Annotated in this window: 29 protein-coding genes; 14 read left to right on the top strand and 15 right to left on the bottom strand. The window is 61.2% G+C overall.

Annotated elements, in window-relative coordinates:
• Window positions 1–179 precede the first annotated feature (179 nt).
• Window positions 180–1,622: a Sapep family Mn(2+)-dependent dipeptidase gene (locus tag B5477_RS00555; protein WP_159448876.1), complete on the bottom strand. Its 1,443-nt coding sequence runs from the start codon at window positions 1,620–1,622 to the stop codon at window positions 180–182.
• Window positions 1,623–1,808: 186 nt separating this feature from the next.
• Here B5477_RS00555 and B5477_RS00550 point away from each other — a divergent pair, with 186 nt between their 5' ends.
• Window positions 1,809–2,267 (top strand): DUF3795 domain-containing protein, encoded by a 459-nt coding sequence (locus tag B5477_RS00550; RefSeq protein WP_079697952.1) that lies wholly within the window; start codon window positions 1,809–1,811, stop codon window positions 2,265–2,267.
• Window positions 2,245–2,460, top strand: coding sequence for a hypothetical protein (locus tag B5477_RS00545; protein WP_079697898.1), 216 nt, complete (start codon window positions 2,245–2,247; stop codon window positions 2,458–2,460). The genes B5477_RS00550 and B5477_RS00545 overlap by 23 nt, the downstream gene beginning before the upstream one ends.
• A 122-nt stretch (window positions 2,461–2,582) precedes the next feature.
• On the opposite strand, the gene B5477_RS00540 is transcribed toward B5477_RS00545, so the two are convergent.
• From B5477_RS00540 to B5477_RS00530, 3 genes are all read right to left on the bottom strand, one after another.
• Window positions 2,583–3,857, bottom strand: coding sequence for a DUF2262 domain-containing protein (locus B5477_RS00540; protein WP_079697897.1), 1,275 nt, complete (start codon window positions 3,855–3,857; stop codon window positions 2,583–2,585).
• A gap of 37 nt (window positions 3,858–3,894) precedes the next feature.
• The gene (gene proC, locus B5477_RS00535) at window positions 3,895–4,683 is read right to left on the bottom strand and encodes a pyrroline-5-carboxylate reductase (RefSeq protein ID WP_079697896.1); all 789 of its coding nucleotides are present in this window, start codon (window positions 4,681–4,683) and stop codon (window positions 3,895–3,897) included.
• 68 nt (window positions 4,684–4,751) lie between these two features.
• A complete protein-coding gene (locus B5477_RS00530) occupies window positions 4,752–5,063 on the bottom strand; it encodes an MGMT family protein (protein ID WP_341455965.1) in 312 nt (103 codons plus the stop codon).
• A 173-nt stretch (window positions 5,064–5,236) separates the two neighbouring features.
• Between B5477_RS00530 and B5477_RS00525 the strand changes: the two genes are divergently transcribed.
• On the top strand, window positions 5,237–6,163 hold the full coding sequence (locus B5477_RS00525; RefSeq protein ID WP_117508179.1) for a 1-phosphofructokinase family hexose kinase: 927 nt from the start codon (window positions 5,237–5,239) through the stop codon (window positions 6,161–6,163).
• A gap of 309 nt (window positions 6,164–6,472) precedes the next feature.
• On the opposite strand, the gene B5477_RS00520 is transcribed toward B5477_RS00525, so the two are convergent.
• A complete protein-coding gene (locus B5477_RS00520) occupies window positions 6,473–8,176 on the bottom strand; it encodes a sensor domain-containing diguanylate cyclase (RefSeq protein ID WP_159448875.1) in 1,704 nt (567 codons plus the stop codon).
• A gap of 192 nt (window positions 8,177–8,368) precedes the next feature.
• Here B5477_RS00520 and B5477_RS00515 point away from each other — a divergent pair, with 192 nt between their 5' ends.
• The gene (locus B5477_RS00515) at window positions 8,369–8,548 is read left to right on the top strand and encodes a hypothetical protein (protein ID WP_079697893.1); all 180 of its coding nucleotides are present in this window, start codon (window positions 8,369–8,371) and stop codon (window positions 8,546–8,548) included.
• Window positions 8,549–8,607: 59 nt separating this feature from the next.
• Here the strand turns inward: B5477_RS00515 and B5477_RS00510 are convergent, their stop codons facing one another.
• The 4 genes from B5477_RS00510 to B5477_RS00495 all read right to left on the bottom strand — a co-directional run bounded on the left by B5477_RS00510 (window position 8,608) and on the right by B5477_RS00495 (window position 10,639).
• Entirely contained in the window at window positions 8,608–9,225 is a 618-nt protein-coding gene (locus B5477_RS00510; protein ID WP_079697892.1) for a hypothetical protein, read from the bottom strand.
• Window positions 9,226–9,227: 2 nt separating this feature from the next.
• The gene (locus tag B5477_RS15150) at window positions 9,228–9,464 is read right to left on the bottom strand and encodes a hypothetical protein (RefSeq protein ID WP_079697891.1); all 237 of its coding nucleotides are present in this window, start codon (window positions 9,462–9,464) and stop codon (window positions 9,228–9,230) included.
• Window positions 9,465–9,632: 168 nt separating this feature from the next.
• The gene (gene rbr / locus B5477_RS00500; RefSeq protein WP_079697890.1) at window positions 9,633–10,172 is read right to left on the bottom strand and encodes a rubrerythrin; all 540 of its coding nucleotides are present in this window, start codon (window positions 10,170–10,172) and stop codon (window positions 9,633–9,635) included.
• A gap of 62 nt (window positions 10,173–10,234) precedes the next feature.
• Complete coding sequence (locus tag B5477_RS00495; protein WP_079697889.1) at window positions 10,235–10,639, bottom strand: Fur family transcriptional regulator; 405 nt, start codon at window positions 10,637–10,639, stop codon at window positions 10,235–10,237.
• A gap of 400 nt (window positions 10,640–11,039) precedes the next feature.
• Between B5477_RS00495 and B5477_RS00490 the strand changes: the two genes are divergently transcribed.
• The 4 genes from B5477_RS00490 to B5477_RS00475 are packed head-to-tail and all read left to right on the top strand — an operon-like array spanning window position 11,040 to window position 15,393.
• Window positions 11,040–12,014, top strand: a complete 975-nt coding sequence (locus B5477_RS00490; protein ID WP_079697888.1) for a glycosyltransferase family 2 protein — start codon at window positions 11,040–11,042, stop codon at window positions 12,012–12,014.
• Window positions 12,015–12,041: 27 nt separating this feature from the next.
• Window positions 12,042–13,253, top strand: a complete 1,212-nt coding sequence (locus tag B5477_RS00485) for an EpsG family protein (protein WP_079697887.1) — start codon at window positions 12,042–12,044, stop codon at window positions 13,251–13,253.
• A gap of 3 nt (window positions 13,254–13,256) precedes the next feature.
• Window positions 13,257–14,252, top strand: a complete 996-nt coding sequence (locus B5477_RS00480; RefSeq protein WP_079697886.1) for an RluA family pseudouridine synthase — start codon at window positions 13,257–13,259, stop codon at window positions 14,250–14,252.
• Entirely contained in the window at window positions 14,242–15,393 is a 1,152-nt protein-coding gene (locus tag B5477_RS00475; RefSeq protein ID WP_079697885.1) for a GDSL-type esterase/lipase family protein, read from the top strand. The genes B5477_RS00480 and B5477_RS00475 overlap by 11 nt, the downstream gene beginning before the upstream one ends.
• Window positions 15,394–15,455: 62 nt before the next feature.
• Here B5477_RS00475 and B5477_RS00470 read toward each other — a convergent pair whose 3' ends face one another.
• Entirely contained in the window at window positions 15,456–16,220 is a 765-nt protein-coding gene (locus B5477_RS00470) for an ATP-binding protein (RefSeq protein WP_079697884.1), read from the bottom strand.
• A 124-nt stretch (window positions 16,221–16,344) separates the two neighbouring features.
• On the opposite strand from B5477_RS00470, the gene B5477_RS00465 reads away from it, so the two are divergent.
• The 3 genes from B5477_RS00465 to B5477_RS00455 all read left to right on the top strand — a co-directional run bounded on the left by B5477_RS00465 (window position 16,345) and on the right by B5477_RS00455 (window position 19,043).
• Window positions 16,345–17,016, top strand: a complete 672-nt coding sequence (locus B5477_RS00465; RefSeq protein WP_079697883.1) for a Crp/Fnr family transcriptional regulator — start codon at window positions 16,345–16,347, stop codon at window positions 17,014–17,016.
• A gap of 374 nt (window positions 17,017–17,390) precedes the next feature.
• Window positions 17,391–18,518, top strand: a complete 1,128-nt coding sequence (locus tag B5477_RS00460; protein WP_079697882.1) for a sugar diacid recognition domain-containing protein — start codon at window positions 17,391–17,393, stop codon at window positions 18,516–18,518.
• Between the two features lie 57 nt (window positions 18,519–18,575).
• Window positions 18,576–19,043: a pyridoxamine 5'-phosphate oxidase family protein gene (locus B5477_RS00455; protein WP_079697881.1), complete on the top strand. Its 468-nt coding sequence runs from the start codon at window positions 18,576–18,578 to the stop codon at window positions 19,041–19,043.
• A 78-nt stretch (window positions 19,044–19,121) separates the two neighbouring features.
• Here B5477_RS00455 and B5477_RS00450 read toward each other — a convergent pair whose 3' ends face one another.
• The 5 genes from B5477_RS00450 to B5477_RS00430 are packed head-to-tail and all read right to left on the bottom strand — an operon-like array spanning window position 19,122 to window position 23,404.
• Window positions 19,122–19,982 carry a KilA-N domain-containing protein gene (locus B5477_RS00450; protein WP_079697880.1) on the bottom strand — a complete coding sequence of 287 codons (861 nt, stop codon included), beginning with the start codon at window positions 19,980–19,982 and terminating at the stop codon, window positions 19,122–19,124.
• A 15-nt stretch (window positions 19,983–19,997) separates the two neighbouring features.
• Window positions 19,998–20,729 (bottom strand): class I SAM-dependent methyltransferase, encoded by a 732-nt coding sequence (locus tag B5477_RS00445; RefSeq protein ID WP_079697879.1) that lies wholly within the window; start codon window positions 20,727–20,729, stop codon window positions 19,998–20,000.
• A gap of 14 nt (window positions 20,730–20,743) precedes the next feature.
• Window positions 20,744–21,610 (bottom strand): carbon-nitrogen hydrolase family protein, encoded by an 867-nt coding sequence (locus B5477_RS00440; protein ID WP_079697878.1) that lies wholly within the window; start codon window positions 21,608–21,610, stop codon window positions 20,744–20,746.
• Between the two features lie 10 nt (window positions 21,611–21,620).
• Entirely contained in the window at window positions 21,621–22,034 is a 414-nt protein-coding gene (locus tag B5477_RS00435) for a GtrA family protein (protein ID WP_341455964.1), read from the bottom strand.
• A gap of 14 nt (window positions 22,035–22,048) precedes the next feature.
• Window positions 22,049–23,404, bottom strand: a complete 1,356-nt coding sequence (locus B5477_RS00430) for a sugar transferase (RefSeq protein WP_079697877.1) — start codon at window positions 23,402–23,404, stop codon at window positions 22,049–22,051.
• A gap of 260 nt (window positions 23,405–23,664) precedes the next feature.
• Between B5477_RS00430 and glgA the strand changes: the two genes are divergently transcribed.
• The 3 genes from glgA to B5477_RS00415 all read left to right on the top strand — a co-directional run bounded on the left by glgA (window position 23,665) and on the right by B5477_RS00415 (window position 26,622).
• The gene (glgA, locus tag B5477_RS00425) at window positions 23,665–25,107 is read left to right on the top strand and encodes a glycogen synthase GlgA (RefSeq protein ID WP_079697876.1); all 1,443 of its coding nucleotides are present in this window, start codon (window positions 23,665–23,667) and stop codon (window positions 25,105–25,107) included.
• 240 nt (window positions 25,108–25,347) lie between these two features.
• Window positions 25,348–25,932, top strand: a complete 585-nt coding sequence (gene pyrE, locus B5477_RS00420) for an orotate phosphoribosyltransferase (protein WP_079697875.1) — start codon at window positions 25,348–25,350, stop codon at window positions 25,930–25,932.
• Window positions 25,933–26,622 carry a JAB domain-containing protein gene (locus tag B5477_RS00415; protein WP_079697874.1) on the top strand — a complete coding sequence of 230 codons (690 nt, stop codon included), beginning with the start codon at window positions 25,933–25,935 and terminating at the stop codon, window positions 26,620–26,622.
• Window positions 26,623–26,676 lie beyond the last annotated feature (54 nt).

Here is a 26,676-nt window from a genome sequence, read left to right as displayed (position 1 = left end):
AGGCCGCGGGCGCTGCCCGCACCCGCCAGAAGGACATGGCGCCATCGGCGCTTTGGACCCTTGAGAATCCCATTTTGGATTGCCGTCTGCTATAACAGAGGCCCCCGGCAGACGCCGGGGGCCTCTCGATTCTTTGCGAGTATCTGGAAAGTAAGAATACTTTACAGCTTTAAAACCGCTTAAACAAGCGGGTCGATCTCGAGCAGGGCGTTGACATAGACCTTGATGTTCAGCAGCAGATGGGCGATGTCCCCATACTCGTCCGCCTGATGGGCGCCGCCCTTTTCCATGCCGAACAGGCGCACCCGCCCGGGCACCGTGGCGCCGTAGGACACCGCATTGGGCAGGCTGCGCGCATAGGTGCCGCCGTCGAGCACCAACGGCGGGATATCCGGCTGGCCGAGCTGCTCGCGGGCGACCTCGATCAGCTTCTGGATGACCGGGTTATCCAGCGGGATGTAGAGCGCCGGATCGTTGTGCAGCTTTACGATCTCGAAGCCCGCCTTCTCGAAGTATACCGGGATTTGCTTCATCAGGAACTCCTGGTCCATCTTGACCGGGTAGCGGATGTCCGGCTGCAGGATAATCCTGTCTCCCTCCTTGCGCAGCATCGAGAGCACGAAGGTCAGCTTGCCGGACACGTCGTCCTCGGCCTCGATCCCCAGCGGCACCCCGTCGTAATCCCCGGTGAGCACCGAGATGACCTCCAGCGCGTCGCGGGTCCTTCCGCCGACGAGCCCGGAGCCCAGCAGCGCCTTGACGAGCACGTCGTTGGCGTTGATTGCCCCGTGCGGGCGGGCGCAGTGGTGGGAGGTGCCGGTGGCGTTCACACGCACCCCGCGCGCGTCGGCCTCGACGCTGATCCGCTCGAAGCCGCCGAACTTCTCTTTTACCTCCTCGAGGGACACTCCGCCGAGGACGGCGTAGGCCTTGTCCGGGACCGAGTTGACCACGTCGCCGCCCCAGATGTCCACGAGCTCCTCCCCGACCGGGTAGGAGGCGAACTTGCTGCGCACCATGCCCTTTTCGGCGTAGCCGACCGGGTACTTCGCGTCGGGCACCAGGCACCACTTGGGGGCCTTCTCCCGCGCGAGGAAGGCGGGCATGTCGATCGAGCCGGTCTCCTCGCTCATGCCGAAGACGATCATCACGTTGTTTTTGAGCTTGATCCCGTGTTCCTTTAAAAAGCGCATGGCGTAAAGGGCCATCACGCCGGGGGCCTTGTTGTCGGCGGTACCCCGCCCGAAGATGTACTTTCCGTCCTCGGAAATATGCGGCTCGAACGGCTCGCAGGTCCACCCGTCGCCTTCGGGCACGATATCCATATGCGGCACGATGGCGATCGCATCGTCCTGCGGGTTTTCGCCATAGGTCGCGCTGCCCGCGTAGTTTTCATAGTTTTTGGTCCGAAAGCCGTATTCCCCGGCCATTTTGAGAGCTTCCATCAGCACCTGGTAGCACCCTTCGCCGTAGGGTTTGTCACCCGGTACGAACTCGTCCTTGGCCTCGGATACGCTGCGGATCCTGCACAGCTTGCTCACGTCGCGCAGGAATTCCTCCCGGATGGTGGGGATCCACCGGTCGAGCTGCTCCCCCAGCTTTTGCTTTTCGCTTGCGGTCAATCGAAACGCCTCCTGTTGATGATTTCCTGTTGGGTTCTCAGGGTCAAATCCCAAGACTATTTTATTGTACACCACCGGCGGGAGAAAGAAAAGACTCATTTTCCGTACCAGGGTATCAAAATAGCCGCGCCGCGGTTGACAGCGCCGGGGCCAGCGCTTACAATAAGGCAAAGGGGAGGGGACAGGATGAAGATGCCGAAGGAGGGGATTGACCCTTCCATGCTCGCCCCGTGCGGGATGAACTGTATGGTCTGCTACAGGCATTGCTGCCACCCCAGGCCCTGCGCGGGCTGTCAGGGCGGGGAGGATGGGAAGCCCATCCACTGCCGCAGCTGCAAAATTAAGGAGTGCGCGCGGGAGCGGGGCGTATCCTACTGTTTTGCATGTGGCGGCTATCCCTGCGAGCGGGTCAAAAACCTCGAGAAGAGCTACCGGACCCGGTACGGTACCAGCCTGATGGAAAACGGACGCCTTGTCAAGGAAGAGGGGTTATCCGTCTTCCTGCGGCGACAGGAGGAACAGTATACCTGCCCGGACTGCGGCGGGGTGATTTCCCTTCACGACCGGGAATGCAGCGAGTGCCAACGGAAGATAACCGCGCAAGCGCAAAGGGGAGGGGCAGATGAAAAAAATGAATTGGCATAGACTTTTGTATATCGCCGGCTTTTTGCTGGCGGCTGGCTTTGTCATTTTGACAGGGGTGGATTTTTTGCAGTATGACGAGCTGGCGTACTCCGCCCCGTTTTCGGCTTTCGTTCTGGTGAGGGCGGTCGAGTTTCTGCCCTTGGCGGCGCTCGCTTTCATTCTGGCCGCCATCCTAAAAAGGCGAAACCGCTGATCCGCGGCCCTGCCCGCGCAGCAGAAAATCCCCGGCCCGCGGCTGACTGCCGCGGGCCGGGGTTGTTTATGTTTATAAAACGGTATGGACCTAAAACTTTAGCGGCTGCACGCCGGAACGGGTCACCCCTCCAGGTCTACGGATATCAGGGCATCGTCTTCTACATTCGCTGTGATCCAGTGGCCGGCAAAGGAGTCGTGCTCATCTGTAAAGGCGAGTTCCAGCCTGAAGTGAGCCTCCCCCGCCTCGTCCGGGGAGGTCTTTACGATGAGGGAGGTGATCTGCAGCCCGGCGGCAAACTCCTCCAGGGACAGAGGAGGCAGCTCCGGTTCCGAGTCCTCCCGCCAGGCCTGGCAGGTTGGGTACAGCTCCTGGGCCGCCCGGCGCTGCCAGGCTTCCTCACCCTCCCGCTCCAGCCTATCCAGGCGCTTGGCCAGGGCATTTAGGTGCTGCTGTATAGCCTCCTTGTGGGGACAGGGTATGCTGGGTTTTTTCCGCCCCTCTTTCCGCACGGCCTGAATGGCCATCTCCATATACTCGACTTTTTCCTCCGGACCCACCAGAGGGTCCTCCCACAGCTCCTCCATCAGCTTGAGCCGCTCCTGGAGAGGTTTGCCGGAGTATTCAGCCTCTATCGTTTTATCGATGTAGGCGTCATACTCCTCCGGCGTCATTTTCCGGGGAAGGTTCCACAGGCGGTTTCCTCCCTCGACCATCTCGTCGGTGAGCCGGTCTAAGCTGAGAATCATCTCCGCCAGGCCGGGGCCTATATCAATCTGCTGCTGTTTTGCAGTTTCCGCTACCGTCTGCGCCACCCCCAGCAGTTTGCACAACCCCTCGCAGAGCTTGGTATCATGCCGCAGCAGCTCTTCGGGAAGTTTTGCGTTTGCAAACAGCTCCTTCATGCCGCCCAGGATCGATGCTGCTTTCCGGCACTTGTCCGCTGGCTCCAAACTTTCATCCATCCAAATCTGAAACGCCTCAGCCATAGGAAGGATCAACCTGTCGTTGCCAAAAAACGCGATGCCCCGTTCCTCCAGCGCCCGGTCCGGCGGCGGAGGGAATGTGGCCCGCAGCGCCGCCAGCTTTGCCTCCACCCGCTCGATGTACGCCTGCTTCTCAGGGTCCCGCAGATGCCGGGAACTCCGCGGTTTGTGCTCCGGCTTGTGGGGCTGGGCCAGCAGGTCTATGGGCGCCTCAAAGGGCTGCACCTCCAGGTAGAAATCGATCTTTTTGCCCCACAGCGTCCCCTTGGCGCCGTCCTCGGCGGTGGCGTAGCCATAGAGCCACTCTTGATGTGCTTCGGGCCAAAAAGCGGTATGCTCCTTCAGGGTGACGGCCTTTTGCCCTGCCAACCCTTCCGGCACCAGAAAGCGCCATTTTTTTGTGTCGTCCATGTTCTGTGTCGCTCCTTTTTGGTGTCTCATTTCCTTGTCATTTCCCTTCGATCGCGTCGATCGCGTCGAGCACGGCGGCGCGCAGGCCGCCCCGTTCCAGGGCCGCCACCCCCTTGATGGTGGTACCGCCCGGCGAGCAGACGGCGTCCTTCATCGCGCCGGGATGCGCGCCGCTTTGCAGCTGTAAAGCGCCGGTGCCCACAATCATCTGGCTGGCGAGCCGGTAGGAGAGAGCGCGCGGCAGGCCGTGCTTGACCCCCGCGTCGGCCAGCGCCTCGAGGAACATGCTGGCAAAGGCCGGGCCGCAGCCGCTGACCGTCCCGGCCACGCCCAGCTGCGAAGTCTCCACCGGCTGCACCAGGCCGACCTGGGAGAATATCCGCTCGAAGTGCCGGTAATCCTCCCCGCTCAGCGAATGCCGGCGCTCGCAGACGATGATCCCCTCGCCCACCGAGACCGGGGTGTTGGGGATGGTGCTCAAATGCCGCGTGCCGGGCAGCAGCACCTCCTCATACCGCTCGAACGGGTAGCCTGCCGCCACCGAGACGACGGCGCGCTCGTGCAGCACCTCGCGGATCGGGGAGAGCACCTCGGCCACCAGATGGGGCTTGACGGCGATAATCACCATGTCAGTCTCCTGTGCGACCTCCTGCGCGTCGCGGCAGGGGTTGATCCCCCTCTGCGCGCAGTTTTGACGCAGCTTTTCATAATCCTTCGCGCAGGCGTAAAGGTCCTGCGGCGCGACCGCCTTTTTCAGCAGCAGCCCGTCGGCCAGCGCCTGCGCCATGTTGCCAAAGCCGATAAACCCGATTTTGTAGTTTTCCATTTATATCCCCGTTCCTTTCTTTGTCGAGGCTGGCCGTCTAATTGCCCGCCCTACGGACATGGGCATTTTTATTTTCCGTCCCAGCCGCTGTGGGCGAGATCCACCCGCCCGTCCGGCAGAAAGCGGACCCCCTCGCCCTCGAGCGCCTGGCGCTGCAGGTCGGGGGAGCCGAAGGCGTCGCCGGGGCAGAGCGATCCGTCGCGGTAGACCACCCGGTGGCAGGGCAGGCCCTCCCGCTCGGGCACGGCGGCCATCAGCGCACCCACGATCCGGCTCGCGCGCGGCGAGCCCGCCATCAGCGCGATCTGCCCGTAGGTAGCCACCTTTCCTGCCGGGATGCGGCGCACCGCGCCGTAGACCATCTGTGTAAAGGGAGACACCGTATCCTTCCTTTCTTTAGGCCACTTTGCCTTGCCGCATGGGGCCCGCATCGGTGCGGACAAACTTGTATGGCTTACTGATTATTATAGTGCGTGAGGGGAAAATCTGCAAGCGGTTGCGGCACTTCGCACAAGGTGGTATGATCGGGGGGAAGAAAGGAAGGGGATTTCCCATGATCTATACCGTCACCCTCAACCCGTCGCTGGACTACCGGATGGACTTCGGCCATCTGAGGCTGGGGGAGCTTTGCCGCGCCACGGGCACAGCGCTCACCTTTGGAGGGAAGGGGATCAATGTTTCGGTGGTGCTGCGGCGTCTCGGGGTCGAGAGCCGCGCGCTCGGCTTCCTGGGCGGCTTTTGCGGGAAAGAAATTGCCGCGCAGCTACAGGCAGAGGGCTGCCACAGCGACTTTCTGTGGCTGGATGGCCAGAACAGCCGGATCAACGTCAAGCTCCTGGGGACAGAGGAGACCGAGCTGGGCGCCCCCGGCCCGGTGCTGGGAGAGCGGGACCTCGGGCGGCTGCACCAAAAGCTCTGCTCCCTGCTGCGGGAGGGGGATGCCCTGGTGCTCAGCGGCAGTGCGCCGAGAGGCGTGCCGCCGGACGTTTACGGGGAAATCCTGCGCCGCCTTGCCGGGCGGGGGATCGCGGCGGTGGTGGATGCCGGCCGGGACCTGCTCCTGCCGGCATTGGAGCACCGCCCGCTGCTGATCAAGCCGAACCTTTGCGAGCTGGGTGAAATCTTTGGAGCGCCGCCGGAAGGCCTGCCGCAGCTGCTCGGCTATGCCCGCCAGCTGCACCGGCGCGGCGCGCAGAATGTGCTGGTTTCATTGGGAGCGCAGGGTGCACTGCTGCTGCCGAGGCAAGGGAATCCCCTTTACGCTGCTGCGCCGCCCGGGAAGGCAGGGGGGACCACCGGGGCCGGTGATTCGATGGTGGCGGGCTTCCTCGCGGGGCTGCCGCAGGGGATGCGCCATGCGCTGGCGCTGGGGGTCGCCGCCGGCAGCGCGACCGCCTTTGGCGAAGGCCTTGCCGGGCCGGCGCAGATTGCGGCGCTGCTTGCTAAGGTCACGGTGCGGGAACTGGACGGGGAAGCATAGGCATATAAATTCTGCATGAGCGCAATGTTGCGCTCATGCAGAATTTTTTTATTGCTTTGCTTACGCCCGGCGGCGGGGAGATCCAAGGCTTGGAAGGAATGAAACACTCCGAGGTTGCCTGCAGATTATTTCGCTAAAGGAAACTTTAGCGAAATAGAGGGAAACAAAAACAGCCTGTCACGCAGACAGGCAAGGCCGCGAAATCCGGCCCCCGGCCGAGGGAGCACGCGGCCGGACCGCGCGGCAGCGCTCGGGAAACGGCACGGCCGCAAAGAATGACGGCGCCGGGACAGGGCGCAATTGTGCCGCTCAGCGCTCGATCTCCCGGTACTGCACGACCTGGTCGCGGCCGCGGCGCTTGGCTTCGTAGAGCGCCAGGTCCGCCTTCTGGTAGAGCAGGCGGAAATTGAGCCCATCCTGTGGGAAGCGCGCCACCCCGAAGCTGCCGCTGAGCCGGTACTGCCGGCTGGGCTGCATAAGGCTCACGCGCAGCGCGTCCAGCCGCAGATGCACATCCTCGTCGCTCAACACGTCGCGCAGGAAGATGAGGAACTCGTCCCCGCCCAGCCGCCCGCACAGGTCGCCCCCATGCAGACCGGCCTGCAGGCCCCTGGCCACCTCGATGAGCGCCTGGTCGCCCGCCTGATGGCCCTGCGTGTCGTTGAGCTCCTTGAAATGGTCGATGTCCAGGATTACAAAGGCGTGTTGCCCCTCCCCGTCCCGGCGCAGCAGCGGGGACAGGTGGCTGATCAGCGCACGGCGGTTATAGATCCCGGTCAGCGGGTCGCTCTGGCTGAGCTGCTTCATCTGGAGCTGGCGCCGCTTCTCCTCGTCTATGCTCTTGATCAGCACAAAGGCGCGCACCGCGTCCGAAAACGGGTCGTCGATCATCTGGATTTCGAGCAGGGCCCAACGCACCAGCCCCCGCTCGTCGTAACGCCGGTGCTCGCAGCAGAGCTCGTGGACGCCCTCCCTGTGCTTGCGCAGCAGGGCCTTGCGGTCCAGCGCCTGCTCATACTTGCGGCGGTCTTCGGGATGTACGAAGTGCTCGGCCGCGTAATCGGTGATCTGGGAGAACGAGGCGCGCAGCGCCTCCGGGATCTGGGTGGCAACCTGCCCCTCGAGCCGGCCGCAGATGTCGTCGGTGAGGTTGAACTCATAATAGGAGATGCAATCCTTCACCTTCTCCTCATAGGTCTGCCGCCAGCGCCGGTAGGCGACCTCCTTCTCGTGCAGGTCGGTGCAGTCGTAGTAGGAAAGGATCGCGCTGGCCGGCTCCCCCTTGTCGTCACAGACCAGGGTATAATCCACATGGTACCAGCAAAAACAGCCCTTTTCACTGTTCCACATGCGGAAGGTGCCGCTGCCCTTGTCCTGTCCGGCGTGCATCTGGTCGTCGAAGCGGCGGCAGTCGGCCGCGCATTCGGGCGCCACCGCGCCGCAGGCGGCGAAATGGTTGAAGGCGTCGGGCACCACCGGCCCGGTGCCGAGCATGCGCGCCGCGCCCTCGGGAAGCGACAGGGTCCGGGAGCGGATGTCATAGCGGCAGATGATCTTGCCCGACTGCCCGATGGCAATGCGGTTCTCCTCCTCGCTGATGCGCAGCGCCTCCTCGGCCCGCTTGCGGTCGGTGATGTTGAAGACCGCGCCGAGCATGGTGCCCTCTTCGGGGTCGTAGACGGCGCGCACCAACACCCAGATTTGTTCCCGGGAGCGGGTGACGCAGCGGTTTTCCAGCTCGAAATGATACTGCCCGTGCGCGATATGGCCGCGCATCTCCTGCAATACCCGGCTGTATTCGTCGCCTTCGAGGATAAACCGGCAATTGTCGAAGCCCTCTTTGGCGGCGGCTTCGGCGGAGTATCCAAAGCAGCGGTAAAAATATTCGTTGCCGTAAAGCAGGCTCATGCGCTCGTCGAGCACCATCCGAAAAATCCCGCAGGGGATTTCTTCCGCCAGCGGCGCTTTCTGCCGCGCGGGCAGCACCGCCGCGGGGTATACGCTGTCGTCCATCTCTGATCTCCTTCTGTCAAGTAATTGCTCGCCTTGCCAAATAACCGTGGAAGGAAGCCGCCCACGGCGCCGCCCGCGCGGGACGGCCCCCATACCGGGCAGCGCCTCTAACTGTATTCGTTTTTATATTCGTATAACGCATCTATATTTAGAATACACTATGTAATACGATTATTCAAGAGGTGAGATGAAATGGCGCAGTTCATACCCAAGCAGTATAAAAAGGATCCCATTACATTCCGCATTGAATTTGAAAAGCTGGAAAAAATTGACCGCCTGGCCGCCACCTACGATATGAGCCGGAGCGCATTCATCAACCAATGCATCGATTTTGCACTGGAAAACATGCCGAAAGGGCCGAAAAGGGATTGAGGTGGCAGGATGACATAAAGGGGACGGACGGCAGAAAGCCGCCCGTCCCTTTTTCCCGTTTAAAGCGAATAGTCGATGATCCACTGATCAAGGCTGTAAAAGTCGTCCTCGCCCAGCCCGTAGAGGCCCTCTTCGTCCCGGTACACCAGCACGCTCACCGTGCGTTCCTCGGTGTAGCCTATCTGCGGAATGTATGCGCGCACCGCCCCGATGATCCCGTTTGCAAGGTCGTCGTTTTGCTCCGGGCCGCCGCTTTGGGCGGCCAGCTCATTGATCTTTGCGTCGACCGCGCTGCCGCTGATCGAGAAGATGTCGATCGGGCTGATCGTCACCTCGACGCGGTACCCTTCGCCGGTCTTCTGGGCCTCCCCCACCGTGTACTTCGATTTTTGATAGATCTCCCGGTACATTGAAATGAGCTCGTCACGCACCGGCTGCGAAACGCTCTCTATTCCATAATACTGCAAAAAGACGTCCGCCTCAGCGTCCAGCCCCTGGAGGAATTCGTCCTTTGCCTGCTCGGCGGTGACGCCGGTCAGTTCGATGTAGTCGTCGTACCGTTCCAGATAGGTCGAGTCCAGGATCCCCTGCACGTAGCGGGAGGCGTCAAACTCCGTCGGGGCGCACCCGCCCAAGAGGCAAAGGGCCGCCAGAAGCCCGATGACCCGTTTGATCATTTTCATCGCTCCTGTCCGATGTATTTTTGAAAGAAGGGGCGCAGAAGGTCATAGACCTTGCGGCTGTGCACGATATAACTGCCGTGCGTCTCCCCCGGCAGGATGCGAAGGCTCACCTTCGGGATGGACCTGGCGATCAGCCCGGTGTGGTCCTCCCCGTTGCCATGTAACAGGACCACCGCCGAGCCCGCACCGCTGCGCTCGTAGTAGAGCTCGGCCGAAGGTAACGATAGTATCACTCCCCCGCCCCCTTTATCAAACGTTTTCCAAGGCCATTCTACCACCCCCTGCGGGAAATGGGAAGGCCATACCGGAAAGAAAGGCCCTGTATCAAATTTTGATACAGGGCTTGTAACATTATTTTCGGAAGGTAACCAGTTTGAAAGATTTATCTTTCAAACCGTCAATTAATAATTCTCGCAGCGCAGCTCAAAGTAAGCCTTCGGATGAGCGCAGACCGGGCAGACCTCGGGTGCGCTGTCGCCGATGTGGATATGGCCGCAGTTGCGGCAGACCCAGACGACCTTCTCGTCCTTTTTGAAGACCTTGTCGGCCTTGACGTTCTCGAGCAGCTTGCGGTAGCGCTCCTCGTGGCTCTTCTCCACCTTGGCGACGCCTTCGAACTGGGCGGCGAGCTTCGTGAAGCCTTCCTCGCGGGCGACCTTGGCGAACTCGGCATACATCTCAGTCCACTCGTAATTTTCACCCTCGGCGGCGTCGAGGAGATTCTGCGGGGTCTCGGGAACCTTGTCGCCGTGCAGAGCCTTGAACCACAGCTCGGCATGCTCCTTCTCGTTGGCGGCGGTCTCCGCAAAGATGGCGGAAATCTGCTCATAGCCTTCCTTCTTCGCCTTGGAGGCGTAGTAGGTGTATTTGTTTCTCGCCTGGCTCTCGCCGGCAAACGCGGTCAACAGATTGGCTTCAGTCTTGGAACCTTTTAATTCCATGTTCAGTCTCTCCTTCATTATGTAATATATTGTGTGAACGTCCCTACCCTTTGGACGTTTGATCACCTTTTGTAAGTCTCCCCCCGCCGTGCCTGGCAGTCCGGGCAGAGCCCGGTGAAGACGATGTCATAGCCCTCCATCCGGTAGCCGCTGAGCTCACCGGCCCGCTCGGCGAGCCCGCTCTGGTACGGGAGGGGCGAATCCTCGAACCGTCCGCAGCCGCGGCAGAGCATGTGGTAATGCCGGTGGACCGAAAAGTCATACCGGTCGGCCCCGCCGGGCACGGCAATCTTCTTGCAGAGCCCCTGCTCGGCCAGGGAATTTAAGTTGCGGTAGACCGTGGCCAGGCTGATGTTTTCATAATCCTTTGCGACCTCGGCATAGACCTCCTCGGCCGTGGCGTGGGTGTGCAGGGTATTGAGGGCTTGCAGCACCATCTGGCGCTGAAGCGTGTTGCGTTTTGGCATGGCATTGGCCCTCTTTTTAAAATGCGCTCTTTTTCGATAAAATTTATTAATTGATAATTTCTATTAATAGAATACCACCGGCGGAAATCTTTGTCAAGGGAATTTTTGAAAATATTTTTGTCATCGGCGGCTGCACAAAGGGGACTTCCCGCAGCTTTCACCAAATTAACACCTTCTTCATTGAATGCATCCTTCCCCTATGCTATAATAACCGCATGGCGGTTATTATAGAGTTTAATGGCCCGCCTACGGCGTTGGCCAATGATAGCACTGCGTTTCACTTGTGCTATCATTACTTTGTTATAACTGCCCCGCGCTTTTGGCCCGGGGCGGGCGGCATAAAACGCCCTGGAATTCCCAGAATATAATAGGAAAGCTGACAGAGAAAGGAAGACCGCCCATGCCACAGGAACCAAGGCCCGAGGGCCAGCGCCTCTATATGGTCATCCCTTGCTACAACGAGGAGGAGGTCCTGCCCGAGACCGCCAAGCGGCTGCGGCAAAAATACGATACCCTGATCGCGGCCGGGCGGATCGCTAAGAATAGCCGGATTTTGCTGGTCAACGACGGCTCGAAGGACCGTACCTGGGAGATCATTGAGCGGCTGCATGGGAGCGACCCCGTCTTTTCCGGGATCAAGCTCTCCCGCAACCGCGGGCACCAGAACGCCCTGCTCGCCGGGCTGCTGACGGCCAAGGAGCACGCCGACCTCACCATCTCGATGGATGCCGACCTGCAGGACGACATCGGCGTGATCGACAAGTTCCTCGACGAATACTACCAGAACGGCTGCGACGTGGTCTATGGGGTGCGATCCTCCCGCAAGAAGGACACCTTCTTCAAGCGCGCCACCGCCGAGGGGTTCTATAAGTTTATGCGCCTGATGGGGGTGGACATCGTCTTTAACCACGCCGACTGCCGGCTGATGAGCCACCGGGCGGTCGAGGGGCTGGGGGAGTTCCGCGAGGTCAACCTCTTTTTGCGCGGGGTGGTGCCGCTGGTGGGCTACAAGAGCGCCGTCGCCACCTACGAGCGCAGCGAGCGCTTCGCGGGCGAATCGAAGTATCCACTCAAAAAGATGCTTTCCTTCGCCTTCGACGGGATCACCTCGTTTTCGATCAAGCCGATCCGGCTGATCACCACCCTGGGCGTGCTGATCTTCCTCTTCAGCTTCCTGATCCTTCTCTATGCGCTGATCCGCTGGGCCACCGGCAACACCGTCCCCGGGTGGACTTTTTTGATCTTCTCGATCTGGATGCTCGGCGGGATCCAGCTGCTCAGCCTCGGGGTGATCGGGGAATACGTCGGCAAGATCTACGCCGAGGCCAAGGCGCGACCGAAATACATCATCGAGACCTTTTTAAATGAAGATTAAAAAGGACACAGACAAGGTGGGTGCACATTGACGGTATATTATCTTCTCCTGCTGCTGATCGTCGGGCTGGGGCTTTGGATCGGCCGAGACGGCCAGGGCCGCGCAAAGCGCGCGCTCTATGTAGGGATCGTGACGCTGGCGCTCATTGCCGTGGCGTCGCTGCGCTACGGAATCGGGTTTGATTACCCAAACTACATCAAATACCTCTTTCCCCAAATCCGGGCGCTGCCCTGGGGGGAGCTTTTGTCCTCCCCGACCGAGCCGGGCTTCACCATCCTGACCAAGGCGCTGATGGCGATCAGCGACACGCCGTTCTTCCTCTATACGGTCTACGCCGTGCTCACCATCGGGATCGTGGGGTATGTCGTCTACCGGCATTCGGCACTGCCCTGGCTGTCGATGTTCTGCTTCGTCACGCTGCAATACTTCGCCTCGTCGATGAACCTCATGCGCCAGACCCTGGCCGCCGCCATCTGCCTGCTGGCCATCCCCTATCTGCAAAAGCGCAGGCCCCTCCCCTACTTTCTCATTGTGCTGCTGGCGGCCTCCTTCCACAAGACGGCGCTGATCCTGGTCGCGGTCTACTTTTTGACCCTGCTGCCCTTAAACCGGTATACCGCCGCCGCATACGCCGGGGGCGGGCTGCTGATTTTTCTCTTCTCCGATTTCCTGATGGAGCTGGCGCTGCGCTTCACGAACAAGACTTACACCGCCGGTACCGTCTTTTACGAGGGGAGCTCGTTTTCCTACATCGTCATTTTGATCCTGCTGGCGGCCGGGGTGCTGCTGGCCGGGAAACGGCTGCTTATAAAGGATGAACGAAACGTCGTCTACCTCGACTATATGATCTACGGGATCTTCTTTTCCGCCTTGATCGTGCGCCACTCGATCGTCGAGCGGTTCGCCCTCTATTTCATGATGGCCCTGATCCTCACCGTGCCCATGATGGTCCTCTCCCTGCGCCCGGACGAAAACGCACCGGTTAAGAGCGACGGGAAATTCCGCAGCGACAAGGCCAAGGCCGCCTACGAGCGGGGGCAGCGCCAGGTCTACTATTCGGTGCTCGCGGGGGTGTGCGTGCTCTGCTTCGTGCACTTTTTGCTGGCGGCCAACTACAAGTTCCACAACACCTATCCCTATTACTCCATCTTTTCGGATGAGGCCAGGAGCGGGCAGGAGATCGTCTACATCCCCTACGGCTCGGACGAACCCTTCCAGGGGCTGTATGTGGAGGAGTAGCGGATGAAGGAAGTCACCATTGGGAAAAACGACGCCGGGCAGCGGCTGGACAAGTTCTTATTTAAAACCTTCCCCGACCTGCCCGCCTCGATTCTCTATAAGTCGATCCGCCTCAAACGGATCAAGGTCGGCGGCAAGCGCGCCGCGATCGGCCAGGTGCTCTGCGAGGGCGACCGGCTGCAGCTCTACGTCAACGACGAATTCCTCGGCCAGGCGCAAAAGCGGGAGCTCTTCCACGCGGTGCCAAAGGCGCTGGAAATCGTCTACGAGGACCAGAACCTCCTGCTGCTCGACAAGCCCGCGGGGCTCCTCTGCCACGAGGACCAGCGCGAGCGGCGGGACACGCTCGTCAACCGGATGCTACGCTACCTCTACGAGAAGGGCGAATACGACCCCGCCGCCGAGCAGAGCTTCACCCCGGCGCTCTGCAACCGGATCGACCGCAATACCGGGGGGCTGGTGATCGCCGCCAAGACGGCGGCGGCGCTGCGGGAGATGGACGAGCTGCTGCGCAGCCGCGGGATCGAGAAGCAGTATCTGTGTATCGCGCTCGGGCGGCTGCCGAAGGAGCGCGACCTGCTGCGCGGCTACCACACCAAGGACGAGGCGAAGGGCCTCGTCAAAATTACCCCCACCCCGCGCGAGGGGGCGCGCACCGCGCTGACCGAATACCGGGTGCTGGACTGCAAGGACGGGCTCTCGTTGCTGCTCGTCACCCTGCACACCGGGCGCACCCATCAGATCCGCGCCCATCTGGCTGCGGTCGGCCACCCGCTGCTGGGGGACACCAAATACGGCACCGCGAAGCAGAACGAGCGCTATGGCGAGCGCCGGCAGATGCTCTGCTCGTTTTCGCTGCGCTTTCCCGACCTGCCGCAGCACAGCGCGCTGCACGCGCTGTCCGGGCGGCGCTTCCAGGTGGGGCAGGTGGAGTTCCTGTCGCGTTACTTTACGGACTATCAAAACTTTCCAATAAGGGGAACAGAGGATGAATGTTAAAATCGACCGCAGCCGCCGTCCGAGGCGCAATTACACCGTTTTGGTGGCGGTGATCGCCATTTTGCTGGCGATCATTATCCCGACCGGGCTGATCCTGCTCAAAAACGGCTTTCAAAAAGAGAACCCCCTGCCGCCCGAGGAGCCCGAAAGCCTGCCCTCCTCCAGCGAGGAGTCCTCGTCCGAGCCCGAGGAGGAGCCGGTCTTCAACCTCTCCTCCCTCTACCTTGGGGTGCCCGAGAGCGCGCAGGTCGAGCAGAGCTATTTCGACGATGCGGCCTTCTTCGGGGATTCGATCACCAACGGGATTTCGGTTTACGCCTTCATGTCCAATGCCGAGGTGATCGCCGCCACCGGGGTCAACCCGGACAGCGTGCTCACCAAGGAGGCCGTCCCCGTCGAGGGCGAGGAGCAGCGGATCACCATGATCGAGGCGCTGCGGCGGGCCGACCCCAAAAAGATTTACATCCAGCTGGGGGCCAACTGGGTGGGGACCAACACCGGGATCGACAAGGAAACCTTCCTGCACCACTATCGCGACATGCTGCGCCGGATCCGCAGCGAGCACCCGCAGAGCGTCGTCTACCTGCAGTCGATGTTCCCGGTCTCCCGTGCCTTCTCCTCCAACGAGAACGGCAAGAACGGGAACGGCCTGACCATCGAAATTATAAAAGATTATAACGAGTCGCTGCGCCAGCTCGCCAGCGAGGAAGCGGTCTTTTATCTGGACATCTACCCCGCCCTGGCAGACGAGGAGGGATACCTCCCCGACGACGCGACCGCCGACGGCATGCACCTGACCTCGCAGTATTACGAGCACTGGTTCCATTTCCTGCGCACCCACACCGTCGAGGGGGCGATCACCGCCGCCGGGTTTGACCCCGGGCGGGAGCTGGTCTTCCCCGCCCCGCCCGAGCTCCCCAAAGAGGAAACGTCCTCCAATGAGTCCGCGTCCTCCTCGGAGGACGCGACCTCTTCACAGGATGAGAGCTCCTCCAGCCCTGCCCTGCCGGAGGGCTCTTCCCCTGACGAGCAGGCCGTGCAGGCCGCCGCCCAGGACTCCGTGAGCGCGCAGCAGCAGTCCGCGGAACCGTCCGACGAAGAGCCGGTCATCCTCGACGAGGACGGCGAAGCGCTCCAGTAGCCATCAAACAAACCGCCCGCCCCCGGCAAGAGCCGGGGGCGGGCGTTCGGTTTTTTGTACTTTTAGCGGCTGAGCACCCGCCCGTCGGTGGAAAGGACGTCCACCTGCCAGGGGATGACCTTCCCGCTTTGCCGTAGCGCCTCGCGCACCGCATGCTCAATCCCGCCGCAGCAGGGCACCTCCATGCGCACCACCCGCAGGGAGCGGATGTCGTTTTGGCTGAGGATCTCGCTAAGCTTCTCGGCGTAGTCGCACCCGTCGAGCTTGGGGCAGCCGATCAAGGTCACCCGCCCGTCCATGTACCGGCCGTGGAAATCCCCGCAGGCGTAGGCGGTACAGTCGGCGGCGATCAGCAGGTCGGCCCCGTCAAAGTAGGGCGCGCGCACCGGCATGAGCTTTATCTGCACCGGCCACTGGCGCAGCGCGCTGAGCGTATCGCCCCCCGGCCCAAAGGCTGGGGGATTCCCGGCGCCCGGGGCTGTTTCGCGCCCCGCCCGCTCCAGGACCCGGCTTTCACTGCCCGGGCAGCCGCAGGGAAGCCTCTCCCCGTCCGCCCCGGCTTTTTCATGGTTCGCCGCAGCCCCGGCCTTTGCAGATTGTGCGGCTTTCACGGCCGCTTCATCGTAGGCCGGGGCCTCGCGCTCCTCGAAGCTGATCGCCCCGGTGGGGCAGGCGGGCAGGCAGTCGCCCAGCCCGTCGCAGTAATCCTCCCGCAGGAGCCTGGCCTTCCCGTCCACCATCCCGATCGCCCCCTCGTGGCAGGCCTTGGCGCAGATACCGCAGCCGTTGCAGCGCTCTTCGTCTATCTTGATGATCTTCCGTTTCATTTTTTATTACCTTCCTTTCTGATACACAAAACCATTCCCTTGCCTTTCCACGGCTATCATACTATACTAAAGCCGGAATGTATGTTGTTTTTCCAACAAATCTAAAAAATTGAGGAGCATCCTTATGCTGGAATACCAGGAAATCATCTTAAACGCCCCCCTCTTTCGCGGGATCGGGGCCGAAGAGCTCCCCGCCCTGCTGCAGGTCCTGCAGGGGCGGGTGCGCCGCTTTGGTGAGGGCGAGCTGCTCTTCCTGGCGGGCGAGGCGGCGCACAGCGCCGGGCTGCTGCTCGAGGGGCGGCTGCTGCTCCTGCGGGAGGAGTACGGCGGCAGCCGGACCTTGCAAGCGCAGCTTTCGCCCGGCGAGCTCTTCGGGGAGAGCCCGGCCCTCCTCCCGGACGGGGCGGGCCGGCTGCCGGTGACGGTGCAGGCGGCGGCTCCCAGCACAGTGCTGCTGCTGGAGCTCGGCCGCACGGTGGGCGGATGCCCGGGGAGCTGTAAGTGCCACCAGAAGCTGATGGAAAACCTGCTGGAGGTGCTGGCGCAAAAAAACCTGCTGCTCAACCGCAGGCTCGGGCATCTCTGCCGGCGCACCACCCGCGACAAGCAGCTTTCCTTCCTCCACGAGCAGGCGGCGGCAGCCGGGAGCAACGCCTTCGCCATCCCCTTTGACCGGCAGCAGCTGGCCGACTACCTCTGCGTCGAACGCAGCGCCATGTCGGCCGCCCTCTCCCGCCTGCGGGAGGAGGGGCTGATCAGCTATCGGCGCAACCGCTTCTGGCTGACCGGAAAATGAACCGCAACCGACCGCGGCCGTCCCAAAAAGGACGGCCGCGGTTTCTTACCCGGTATGAGGGTTTTTTCTCCCGGTTCGCCCTTTTCCCCTAATATCAGTCATAAATTCCCCCTCATTTTGGTGATAGGTGTCCGCGCTATGACCACAGATGTGAATTTTTTTACTTTTCCCCATAAAATTCTATAAATTTGTATCGAATCACAGTAGAATAAAAGATAGAATGTAATTATAATAATAAATAAGGAGTGAAATCCAAGAATCTTCCGTGTATTTTGTCAAAATACTAAGTTTCTTACGACTACAATGTAAAAATTGACACGATTCGACAAAGTACTCCCTGCGATGCGCAGGATGAGAAAGGACAGCTCGGCGCTATGGACAACATGGAAAGCATCACCCAACGATTCATCGGACTGGTCCGCCCCCTGGTGGGCGGGCGCGCGGTCTACGTCGCGGACCAGGACGCCATCATCACCGCCTCGACCGACCCGGGGCTGATCGGCCGCCGGCACGAGGGGGCGCGCGTGGCGATCCTCTCCTCCCAGATCGTGCGGATCTCGCAGCACGACCTGCCGCAGTATCCCGGCTCGGGCGAGGGGGTCATCCTACCCCTCAGCAGCCCGGACTGGCGCGGGGCGGTCGGCATCTGCGGCACGCCCGCCGAGGTGGAGGAGCAGGGCAATCTGCTGCGCCTCTGCCTGACGCAGCACCTCGAGCGCAGCGCTCTGGCTGGCTCCCAGCTTTATAAGGACTACCGCCAGCGGCTGCTGCAGCTGCTGATCTACGGCGAGTGCCCCGGACAGGAGCTGCAGCGCCTGTGCACCCTGCTTGGGGTGCAGCTGCAATTCCCCATGCGCGCGCTCGTGCTCTCCTCGGGCGGGCGCAGCATGATTAAAGACGGCTCGCTCACCGCGCTGCTGATCGACCGGGGCTTCATCAACCCGCAGCGTGACGTCTACGGCGTGGAGGGCGACCGGTTTGTGCTGCTGCGCTACGCGCCGCCGCCCGAGCCGGGCGAGCCGACGATCGCAAGGCAGCTCTATGACCTGGTGCGCGAGCACTTCATGGTCGAGCCGGTGCTCGCGCGCGGCGAGGCGTGCGAGGACTATCTGGGGCTTTGCGCGTCTTACCGCGAGGCCAACTGGCTCAGCCGGCTCGGGCAGGGGTACCGGGACATGAGCGACCGCGCGCAGGAGGCGCAATATCTGCTCGGGCAGGTGGACCCCGGGGCGTGCGAGCGCCTCATCGGCCCGATTTACCGCGACATGCGCCATCAATTCACCGGCGAGTTCGAGGACATCATCTCCACCATTGAGCTCTACTGCACCGGCGAGGGGCTGGCCGCCGCCGCCGGGCAGCTGCACATCCACAAAAACACCCTGATCTACCGGATCAAGAAGGTCTCCTCCATCGCCGGGGTCGAGAAGGAAAGCGCCTTCGTCAAGGAATTTTTCCTGCGCCTGCTGGTGCAGTACCACCGCCAGCACACCCGCAAGCCCTAGTTTGCAAATTTCCTGCGGCTGCGGTACAATCAGAAAAAACGCCGGAGGGGATGCCAAATGAGAAGAAGGGACCGTGCGCTGCCGGAGGACGAGGCGCAAAAAATCCTGCGGGAGTGCGAATACGCCTCCTTTTGTACCGTCGGCGCCGACGGCGCGCCCTACTCTGTGCCCGTCTCCCCCGTCCTGCTACAAGGGGCGGTCTACTTCCATTGCGCCAAGCAGGGGCAAAAGCTCGATAACATTGCGCGGGACCCGCGCGTCTCGCTCTGCTGCGTGGGCAAAACCCGGCTGCTGCCGGAGGAATTCTCCACCCTGTTCGAGTCGGCGGTCGTCACCGGGCGCGCCTCGATGGTGGAGGACGAAGCGCAGAAGGTCGAGGTGCTGCGGGCCATCTGCCAGAAGTATGCCGCCTCGAATATGCACAATTTCGAGCGGGAGGTCGCGCGCTCGCTGCACCGCACCGGGATCTGCAAAATCGAGATCGAGTCGGTCACCGGCAAGGCCAAGCGCACGCCGCGGGAATAAGCTGTAAATTGGCAAAGGCACGCACTTTTTAAAGTGCGTGCCTTTGTTTTTCCCATCGCTTAAAACCTGAAATTCACGTCAATCCTTTTCGCTCTCCCCGCCGCCGGACCCGGGCAGCGCGCCGGGGCGCATCCCCTCCAGCGTGCGCAGCTGGCCCAGCGCCAGCTCATGCAGCAGCACCAGCCGCTCGGACTGGCTCTTGCCCTGCCCGATCAGGATGGCGTTGTAGCTCTCGAGGTTGGCCAGCACCAGGAGCTGGTGCAGCCCCGCATCGTCGCGCAGGTTGCCCGCCCTTTTGGGGTTTTGCTCCCGCCACTGCCGGGCGGTCATTCCGAACAGGGCCACGTTGAGCAGGTCCGCCTCGCTGGCATAGGTCATCGACACCTGCGCGGGGGTCAGGCGCGGGGGCAGCAGATTTTGGCGGATCGCGTCGGTATGGATGCGGTAGTTGAGCTTGGAAATCTCCCGGTTGAGGTTCCACTCCAGCGACAGGCGGCTGTTTTCGTCGCTCTTGAGGCGCTTGTAGTCCTTGATGATGTAGAGCTTGAACTCGGCCGAGACCCAGGATGCGAACTCGAACGCGATGTCCGAGTGCGCGTATGTACCGCCGTACCGCCCGGCCTTGACCGTCATCCCGGCGGCACCCACCCCGGCAATCCACTTGCTGGGCGACATGGTGAACGCGTGCAGCCCGGCCTGCTTCCTAAACCCGTCGAATTCGACGGGTTTAAACCCGGGGTTGTGCAGGCTCTCCCACAGGCCAAGAAATTCCAGCGTATCCCGGCTGCGCATCCAGTTTTTGATCACGTCGTTCGGCTCGTCGCTGCGGTAGCGCGCGATGTCGGTCAGGGAAAGGTATTCGTTTTGGAAATCGGAAGTGTAGATGCGGATGTCCAGCCCCTTGGCGTGCAGGGTCTCCTGCACATTCTCCTTCGGCATGGCCGCTCCCCCCTTTTAGTTTTTGACGGCCGCCACCAGCAGCATCATCGGGCGGCGCATCTCGTCCGCCATCCCCGGCAGGGAGCGCATTTCCCGCGGGGGCTGCGGCTCCACGATCCGGCGCAGGGAAAGCCCGTTTTGCAGCAGGGTGTCGAGATAGGTGGTCAGGGTGCGGTGGTACTTCACCACATGCTCGCCGAGGAAGCGCGCATCCCGCTCCCCCTCGTAGTAGTAGTTGTCCACTGGGAAGTGCAGGATTTTCCCTTCCCCATCATAGTACCAGTCCTGGCTGCCCTCGGCGGTAAAGACGGGGTGCTCCACCGAAAAGACGAAGTCCCCGCCAACGCTCAGCCAGCCGGCGATCTTTGCCGCCAGCGTGCCGAAGTCGCACACGTAGTGTAAAGCCAAAGAGCTTAACACTACGTCGAAGCTCCCTGCGGGGAAGTCGAGGTCCTCCATCGCGGCAAGGCGGTACGCCACCTGCGGCGCCGCCGTCTTCTCCTTGGCCACCTCGAGCATCCTCTGCGAGATGTCGGTGCCCAGCACCGAGCGAGCACCCCCCTCGGCGGCATAGATGCAGTGCCAGCCGTAGCCGCAGCCGAGGTCCAGCACCCGCTTGCCCGCGAAATCGGGCAGCAGCTGCCGCAGCTGCTGCCACTCGCCCGCGCCCGAGAGCCCCTGCTGCGAGCGGCTCATCTGGCTGTATTTCTGGAAAAATATCGGGTCGTCATATTTGTTTTCTTTCATCGTAAACCTTTCCGCTACTCTTTTTTCGTCAAATGCCGGTAAGCGGATACCTTGCGGTATTTGCCCAGGTCCTCCCGCCGGCGGTATTCCCGGATAAAGTCGAGGTCGAAGGTGACGCAGAATACCCCGTCTTCCTCCTCGGGGGCGAGCAGCAGCGTGTTGTCCACCACCTGCCCCTCCTCATCGAAGGCCGCCGGGCTGAAGGCGCAGGAGCGTCCAAAGCGCTTGCCCGGGGGATTGGCCATCGCCACCCCGACCATATTCTCCATCGCGCGCACCGAAAGCTCCCGCAGCCTCGGGGCCATTTCGGAACAGTCGTTGGGCACCAAAATCAGCTCGGCCCCCACGAGCATGAGCTCTCTCGCACTCTCGGGGTACTCGCGGTCATAGCAGATCATCAGCCCGATCTTCACCCCGCAAAAGTCGGCGACATAAAAGCCCTCCCCGCTCTCCAGGTACTGTTCCCAGTCGAAGTCACAGGTATGTACCTTGCTGTAGGTGAGCGCGATCTCCCCGTCCTTCCCGATCAGAAAGGCGGTGTTGCGCGGGTAGCGCTCCCCCCTGCTGAAGCCGGTGATCACCGCGCCGATTGAGAGCGCCTTCGCCTCCTGGCAGACGCGCCGCAGCGGTTCGCTCCCGGGGGTCAGGGCGTTTTCACAAAAATCCTTAAAGTCCGGATGGTCCCCGATCTGCGAAAGCGGCGGCAGGCTCGTAAGGATTTCTGGCGGCTGGTAGCCGGTCAAAAAGCACTCGGGGAACAGTACGAGGTCGGCCCCCTGCTCCTTTGCCACGCGTAAGAAATGCAGCGCCTCTTCGGTGTTTTGCCGCCGGTCGGTGCCGCCCACCCGGTGCTGGACCAGGGCCAGTTTGAGCTTGTCCATTCTTGCCGCCTCACTTCTTTTTAAAGATAATCAGCTTGCTGAAGAGATAGTTGAGCACGATCACCACCACATTGGAGGCGATCTTGGCGATCATGTCGTTCTGCGCCAGCAGGTCGACCGCCACGAACATGAAGGCCATGTCGAACACTCCGCTGAGCAGCCGGCAGCCGAAGAAGAGGCCCATCTCCCGCGCAATGGCGGAAAACCCTTGTGACTTGCTCTCGAAGACCCAGGTGCGGTTGGTCAGGTAGGCGAAGAGCACCGAAAGCACCCAGGCCAGGGCGTTCGCCACCAGGTAATGGATGTGCAGCAGGTCGTTTAAAGCGAAATAGGAGACGATGTTGCACAGCGTGGTCAGCACGCCGAAGACCAGGTAGAGCAGGATCTCCCTGTACTTTTTCATCAGGTTCCAAATGGTTTCCAAAGTGCGAATACTCCTTAGCGATGATTTTGTTCGGGCGCGTCCACCCCTTCGGTGCTGTCCTTTAAAAACAGGATCTTGAAGGTGAGGAACATCAGCTTAAAGTCCATAAGCAGCGAATAACGCTCGATATAGAGCAGGTCCATGAGCAGCTTGTCCTCGGGGGTGGTGTTGTATTTTCCGTACACCTGGGCGTAGCCGGTCAGGCCGGCCTTGACCTTGGTGCGGTACTTGAATTCCGGGAACTGTTTGATGTTCTCCTCCACCAGCTCGGGGCGCTCGGGCCGCGGGCCGACCACCGACATGTCCCCGCGCAGGATGTTGATCAGCTGGGGCAGCTCGTCAAGCCGGGTCGCGCGGATCACCTTCCCCACCGGGGTGATCCGCTCATCATTTTTCTGCGCCAGCCTGGCCACCCCGTCGCGCTCGGCGTCCACGCGCATGCTGCGGAATTTGTAGAGCTCGAACACCCGGTCATGGTCGGTCAGCCGCCGCTGGCGGTAGAGCACCGGCCCGCCGTCGTAGAGCTTGATGGCGAGCGCCACCGCCAGCATGAAGGGCGAGGCGAGGATCAGCCCAAAGGCCGACACCAGGATATCCACCCCGCGCTTTAGGAGGCGCTGCTCGGTGGTCAGCTGATAGTTTTTACACAGCAGCACCGGGGAGTCGAAAATATGGGTGGATTGGGCGGTGCTGATGATGATGTCCTCGACATTCGGCACAATATAGACGCGCACCCCTTGCTCGTAGCAGAAGTCCACGATATCATTGCGCAGGTTGAGGTCGATGTCCGAGATCATCACCGTGTTGACCCGCAGGATCGCCCGCTTGATCTCCCCGGGGTCCTTTTCCTGGGTCATGATCCGCTGGAGCTTATACCGCTCGCGTATGCTCTTCACCCTCGCCGTGAGGCGCTCGGCGCGCTCAATGTCCCGGCAGATGATCAGCACGTCGCGCACCGGGTAGATTTTAAAGTAGACAAAATTGGAAAAATAGGTGATGACGGTGGTGGTGAAAAATTGCAGCAGCCAGAGCACCACCATGGGCGCCGCCTCGAGCATCCGCCGCCCGACCAGCGAGAGCTGCAGGTAGGTGACCACGTTGACGAAAACCAGCGCCAGGCCGTTGGAATAGAGCACCTCGCCGTAGCGGGCGCTGCCGGTCTTGAAGCCGCCGTACATCGAATTGAAGGCGAAGTAGACCAGGCAGTAGATCAAAATCACCACAAAGTTCCCCTTGTAGTAAAAGCGCGTCTGCGTGTAGCTGACATCCCAGATGAGCAAGAACAGCCCCGTGACCGCCAGCAGCAGCAAAAGGCGGCATAGCAGCATGATGGTGCGCCGGTACTTGTAGCGTTTCTTCTGCTGTTCCAAGCCGATCCCCCTTTCCCGGTAAAAAGCGAAGCCATGGATTCTTTTATTTTACCCCATCCGACAGCATTTTACAATCAAAACCGGGTATTTTTTCCTGCCGGACGGCATAGAAATAGTGTTGAACCGGCGTTCGATCCATTCATAAGAATTATAACGCCCTTTAAAATTGGAAGAGCCCTTTCCAGAATCTGTTTTTTGATGTATACTAGAGGCAAAGACAAGCCATATCCGTGCGAAAGGGCAAGGAGGGAGGAACGAAAATGAAGAAAATTTTGTTCGTGGCGAGCGAATGCGTGCCTTTCATCAAGACCGGGGGCCTGGCCGATGTGGTGGGCGCCCTGCCGGGGGCGCTGGACAAGAGCCGGTTCGACGTGCGGGTCTTCCTTCCCGATTATGCCTGTATCCCCGCCCCGCTACGCGACAGCCTGCAATATGCCGGCAGCTTCCAGATGAACCTGGGATCCCTCGGCGAGCAGTATGTCGGGATTATGCAGACGGTGCGGGATGGTGTGACCTATTACCTGATCGACAACCAGCATTATTTCAGCGGCCCCACCCCCTATGGCGACCTGCGGTGGGACATTGAAAAGTTCTGCTATTTCTGCAAGGCGGCCCTGTCCATCCTGCCCTCCGTGGGCTTTCGGCCGGATGTGATCCACTGCCATGACTGGCAGGCCTCCATGGTCCCGGTCTTTTTGCATGAAATGTTTTTGGACAACCCCTTCTACCGGGGGATCCGCACCGTGGTGACCATCCACAACCTCAAGTTCCAGGGGGTCTGGGACATCCCCACCTTCCAAAAAATCACCGGCCTGCCCGAGCGGGTCTTCACCCCCGGGCGGATGGAATTCCATAAGGACGCGAACATGCTCAAAGGCGGCCTCGTCTATGCCGACCGGATCACCACCGTCAGCCCGACCTATGCCGAGGAGATCAAAATGCCCTACTACGGCGAGAAGCTCGACGGGCTGCTGCGCTCTAAGAGCGGTGACCTTTGGGGGATCCTCAACGGAATCGACTATGAAATCTATAACCCCGAGACCGACCAGAAGCTCTATGCCACCTACGGCAAGGACAATTTCCGCTCCGGCAAGGCCCAAAACAAGCGCCGCTTACAGCAGGAGCTGGGCCTGCCGCAGGACCCGGACGCGATGATGATCGGGATGATCACCCGCCTGACCGACCAGAAGGGGCTGGACCTCTTGGCCTATGTGATCGAGCGGCTGCTGCTCAGCCGGGTGCAGCTGGCGGTGATCGGCACTGGGGACGCGAAATATGAGAGCATGCTGCGCCACTTCGAGTGGACCCGTAAGGACAAGGTGTCCGCCTCGATCATGTTCGACGACACCCGCGCGCACCGGCTCTACGCCGCGTCGGACGCAATTTTGATGCCCTCGCTCTTCGAGCCCTGCGGCCTGACCCAGCTGATCGCCCTGCGCTACGGCAGCCTGCCCATCGTGCGGGAGACCGGCGGGCTCAAGGACACCGTGCGCCCGTATAACCGGTACGAGGGGACTGGCACCGGCTTCTCTTTTAGGGATTACAACGCCGACGACATGCTCAACACCATCTACTTTGGCGAGATGGTCTTCTACGACGACCGCCGCGCCTGGGACGTGATGGTCCGCCGCGGGATGGAGACGGACTTCTCCTGGAACACCTCGGCGCGCCGGTACGAGGAGCTGTATGACCAGCTCTCCTGAAAGCGGCAGCCCACATGCATTTCCGTGCGTGAAATGAGGCCGCTTTGGGCTCGCGCCGGGTACTGAACTGAAAAAAGGCAGGACGGGAAACCCGCCCTGCCTTTTCTATTTCGGTAGTCCTTTAACCGACTTTGCAAAATTACAAATTTTTCGGCCACAAACCGAAAAAAGATTCCTTTTTGCGCCGCGTTTTGCTATAATGGGAACAGAAATTTGATAATGAGACAGGAGCGTTGATTTATGATCAGCAGAGAGCGCGTCATCGAAATCCTCAAGGAGGCCGGCGTCCTGCTCGAGGGGCATTTCATTCTCACCTCGGGCAAGCATTCGGACAAGTACCTGCAGTGCGCCAAAATTTTCCGCAACACCCGCTACAGCGAGGAGCTCTGCCGCAGCCTGGCCGAGCAGTTCGCGGATGATCGGGTGGACGTGGTGATCGGCCCGGCGATGGGTGCGGTACAGATGGCCTATGAGGTCAGCCGCTCGCTGGGGTGCGAAAACTTCTTCACCGAGCGCGTCGAGGGCAAGATGGCCCTGCGCCGCGGGTTCGAGGTCAAGCCGGGGATGCGCTGCCTGCTGGTCGAGGATGTGGTCACCACCGGCGGCAGCGTCAAGGAGGTCGTCGAGCTTTGCGAGCAGGCCGGCGGCGTGGTGGTCGGGATCGGTTCGATCGTGGACCGCACCGGCGGCAAGGCCGATTTCGGCTATCCCTTCAAATCGGTCGTCTCCTTTGAGGTCAACGCCTGGGAGCCGCAGGACTGCCCGCTCTGTCGTGAGGGCAAGCTCGAGGCCGTCAAGCCCGGCAGCCGCTCCCTGACGAAATAGATGGCCTCCAACAATCCTCATAAGGGGCACCGCGAGCGCCTGCGCAGTCAGATCAAGGCGCGCGGGCTCGACGGGCTGCCCGAGCACAATGTGCTGGAATACCTGCTCTTCCCGCTCATTCCGCAGCGGGACACCAACGAGCTTGCCCACCGGCTGATCGGCGAATTCGGCTCGTTTAGCGGCGTGCTCGATGCGGGCTATGAGCAGCTGCGCACGGTGCAGGGCATGACCGACAACGCCGCGCTCTTTCTGAGCTGCCTGCCGGATTGCCTGCGCCTCTACGGCGAGGGCTGCCGCCGCCAGGACCGGGTTTTTAAAAACAGCGAGGAGATGGGCGAATACCTCAAGCAGCAGCTTCAGGGGCGCAGCGATGAAACGCTGATCTGCCTCTTCCTCGACCTCAAGTACCAGATGATCGACTGCCGCGTCATCTCGGAGGGCGTCCCCTCGATGATCAATTTCCCCATGGCCAAGATCGCCCAGCTCGCCGTGCGCCTGGGCGCGTCGATCGTCACGATCGCGCACAACCACCCCAGGGGCTTAGCCATCCCTTCCGTGGCCGACCGTGAAACGACCAGCCGGCTGCGCGAAACGCTCGCGAGGATCGGGATCGACCTGTACGACCACATCATCGTCGGAATAGACGACGAGTTTGTCTCGATGCGCGCTTCCAATTACTTTATAAAATAGCGGATAGAAAGAGCCCCGGCAAAGGGATTGATCCTTTGCCGGGGCTCTCTTTTC

It is taken from the genome of Provencibacterium massiliense (assembly GCF_900169495.1).
Lineage (GTDB): Bacteria > Bacillota > Clostridia > Oscillospirales > Ruminococcaceae > Harryflintia > Harryflintia acetispora.
The sequence above is the reverse complement of the archived record's forward strand: the minus strand, read 5'-3'. Positions and strand labels throughout refer to the sequence as shown.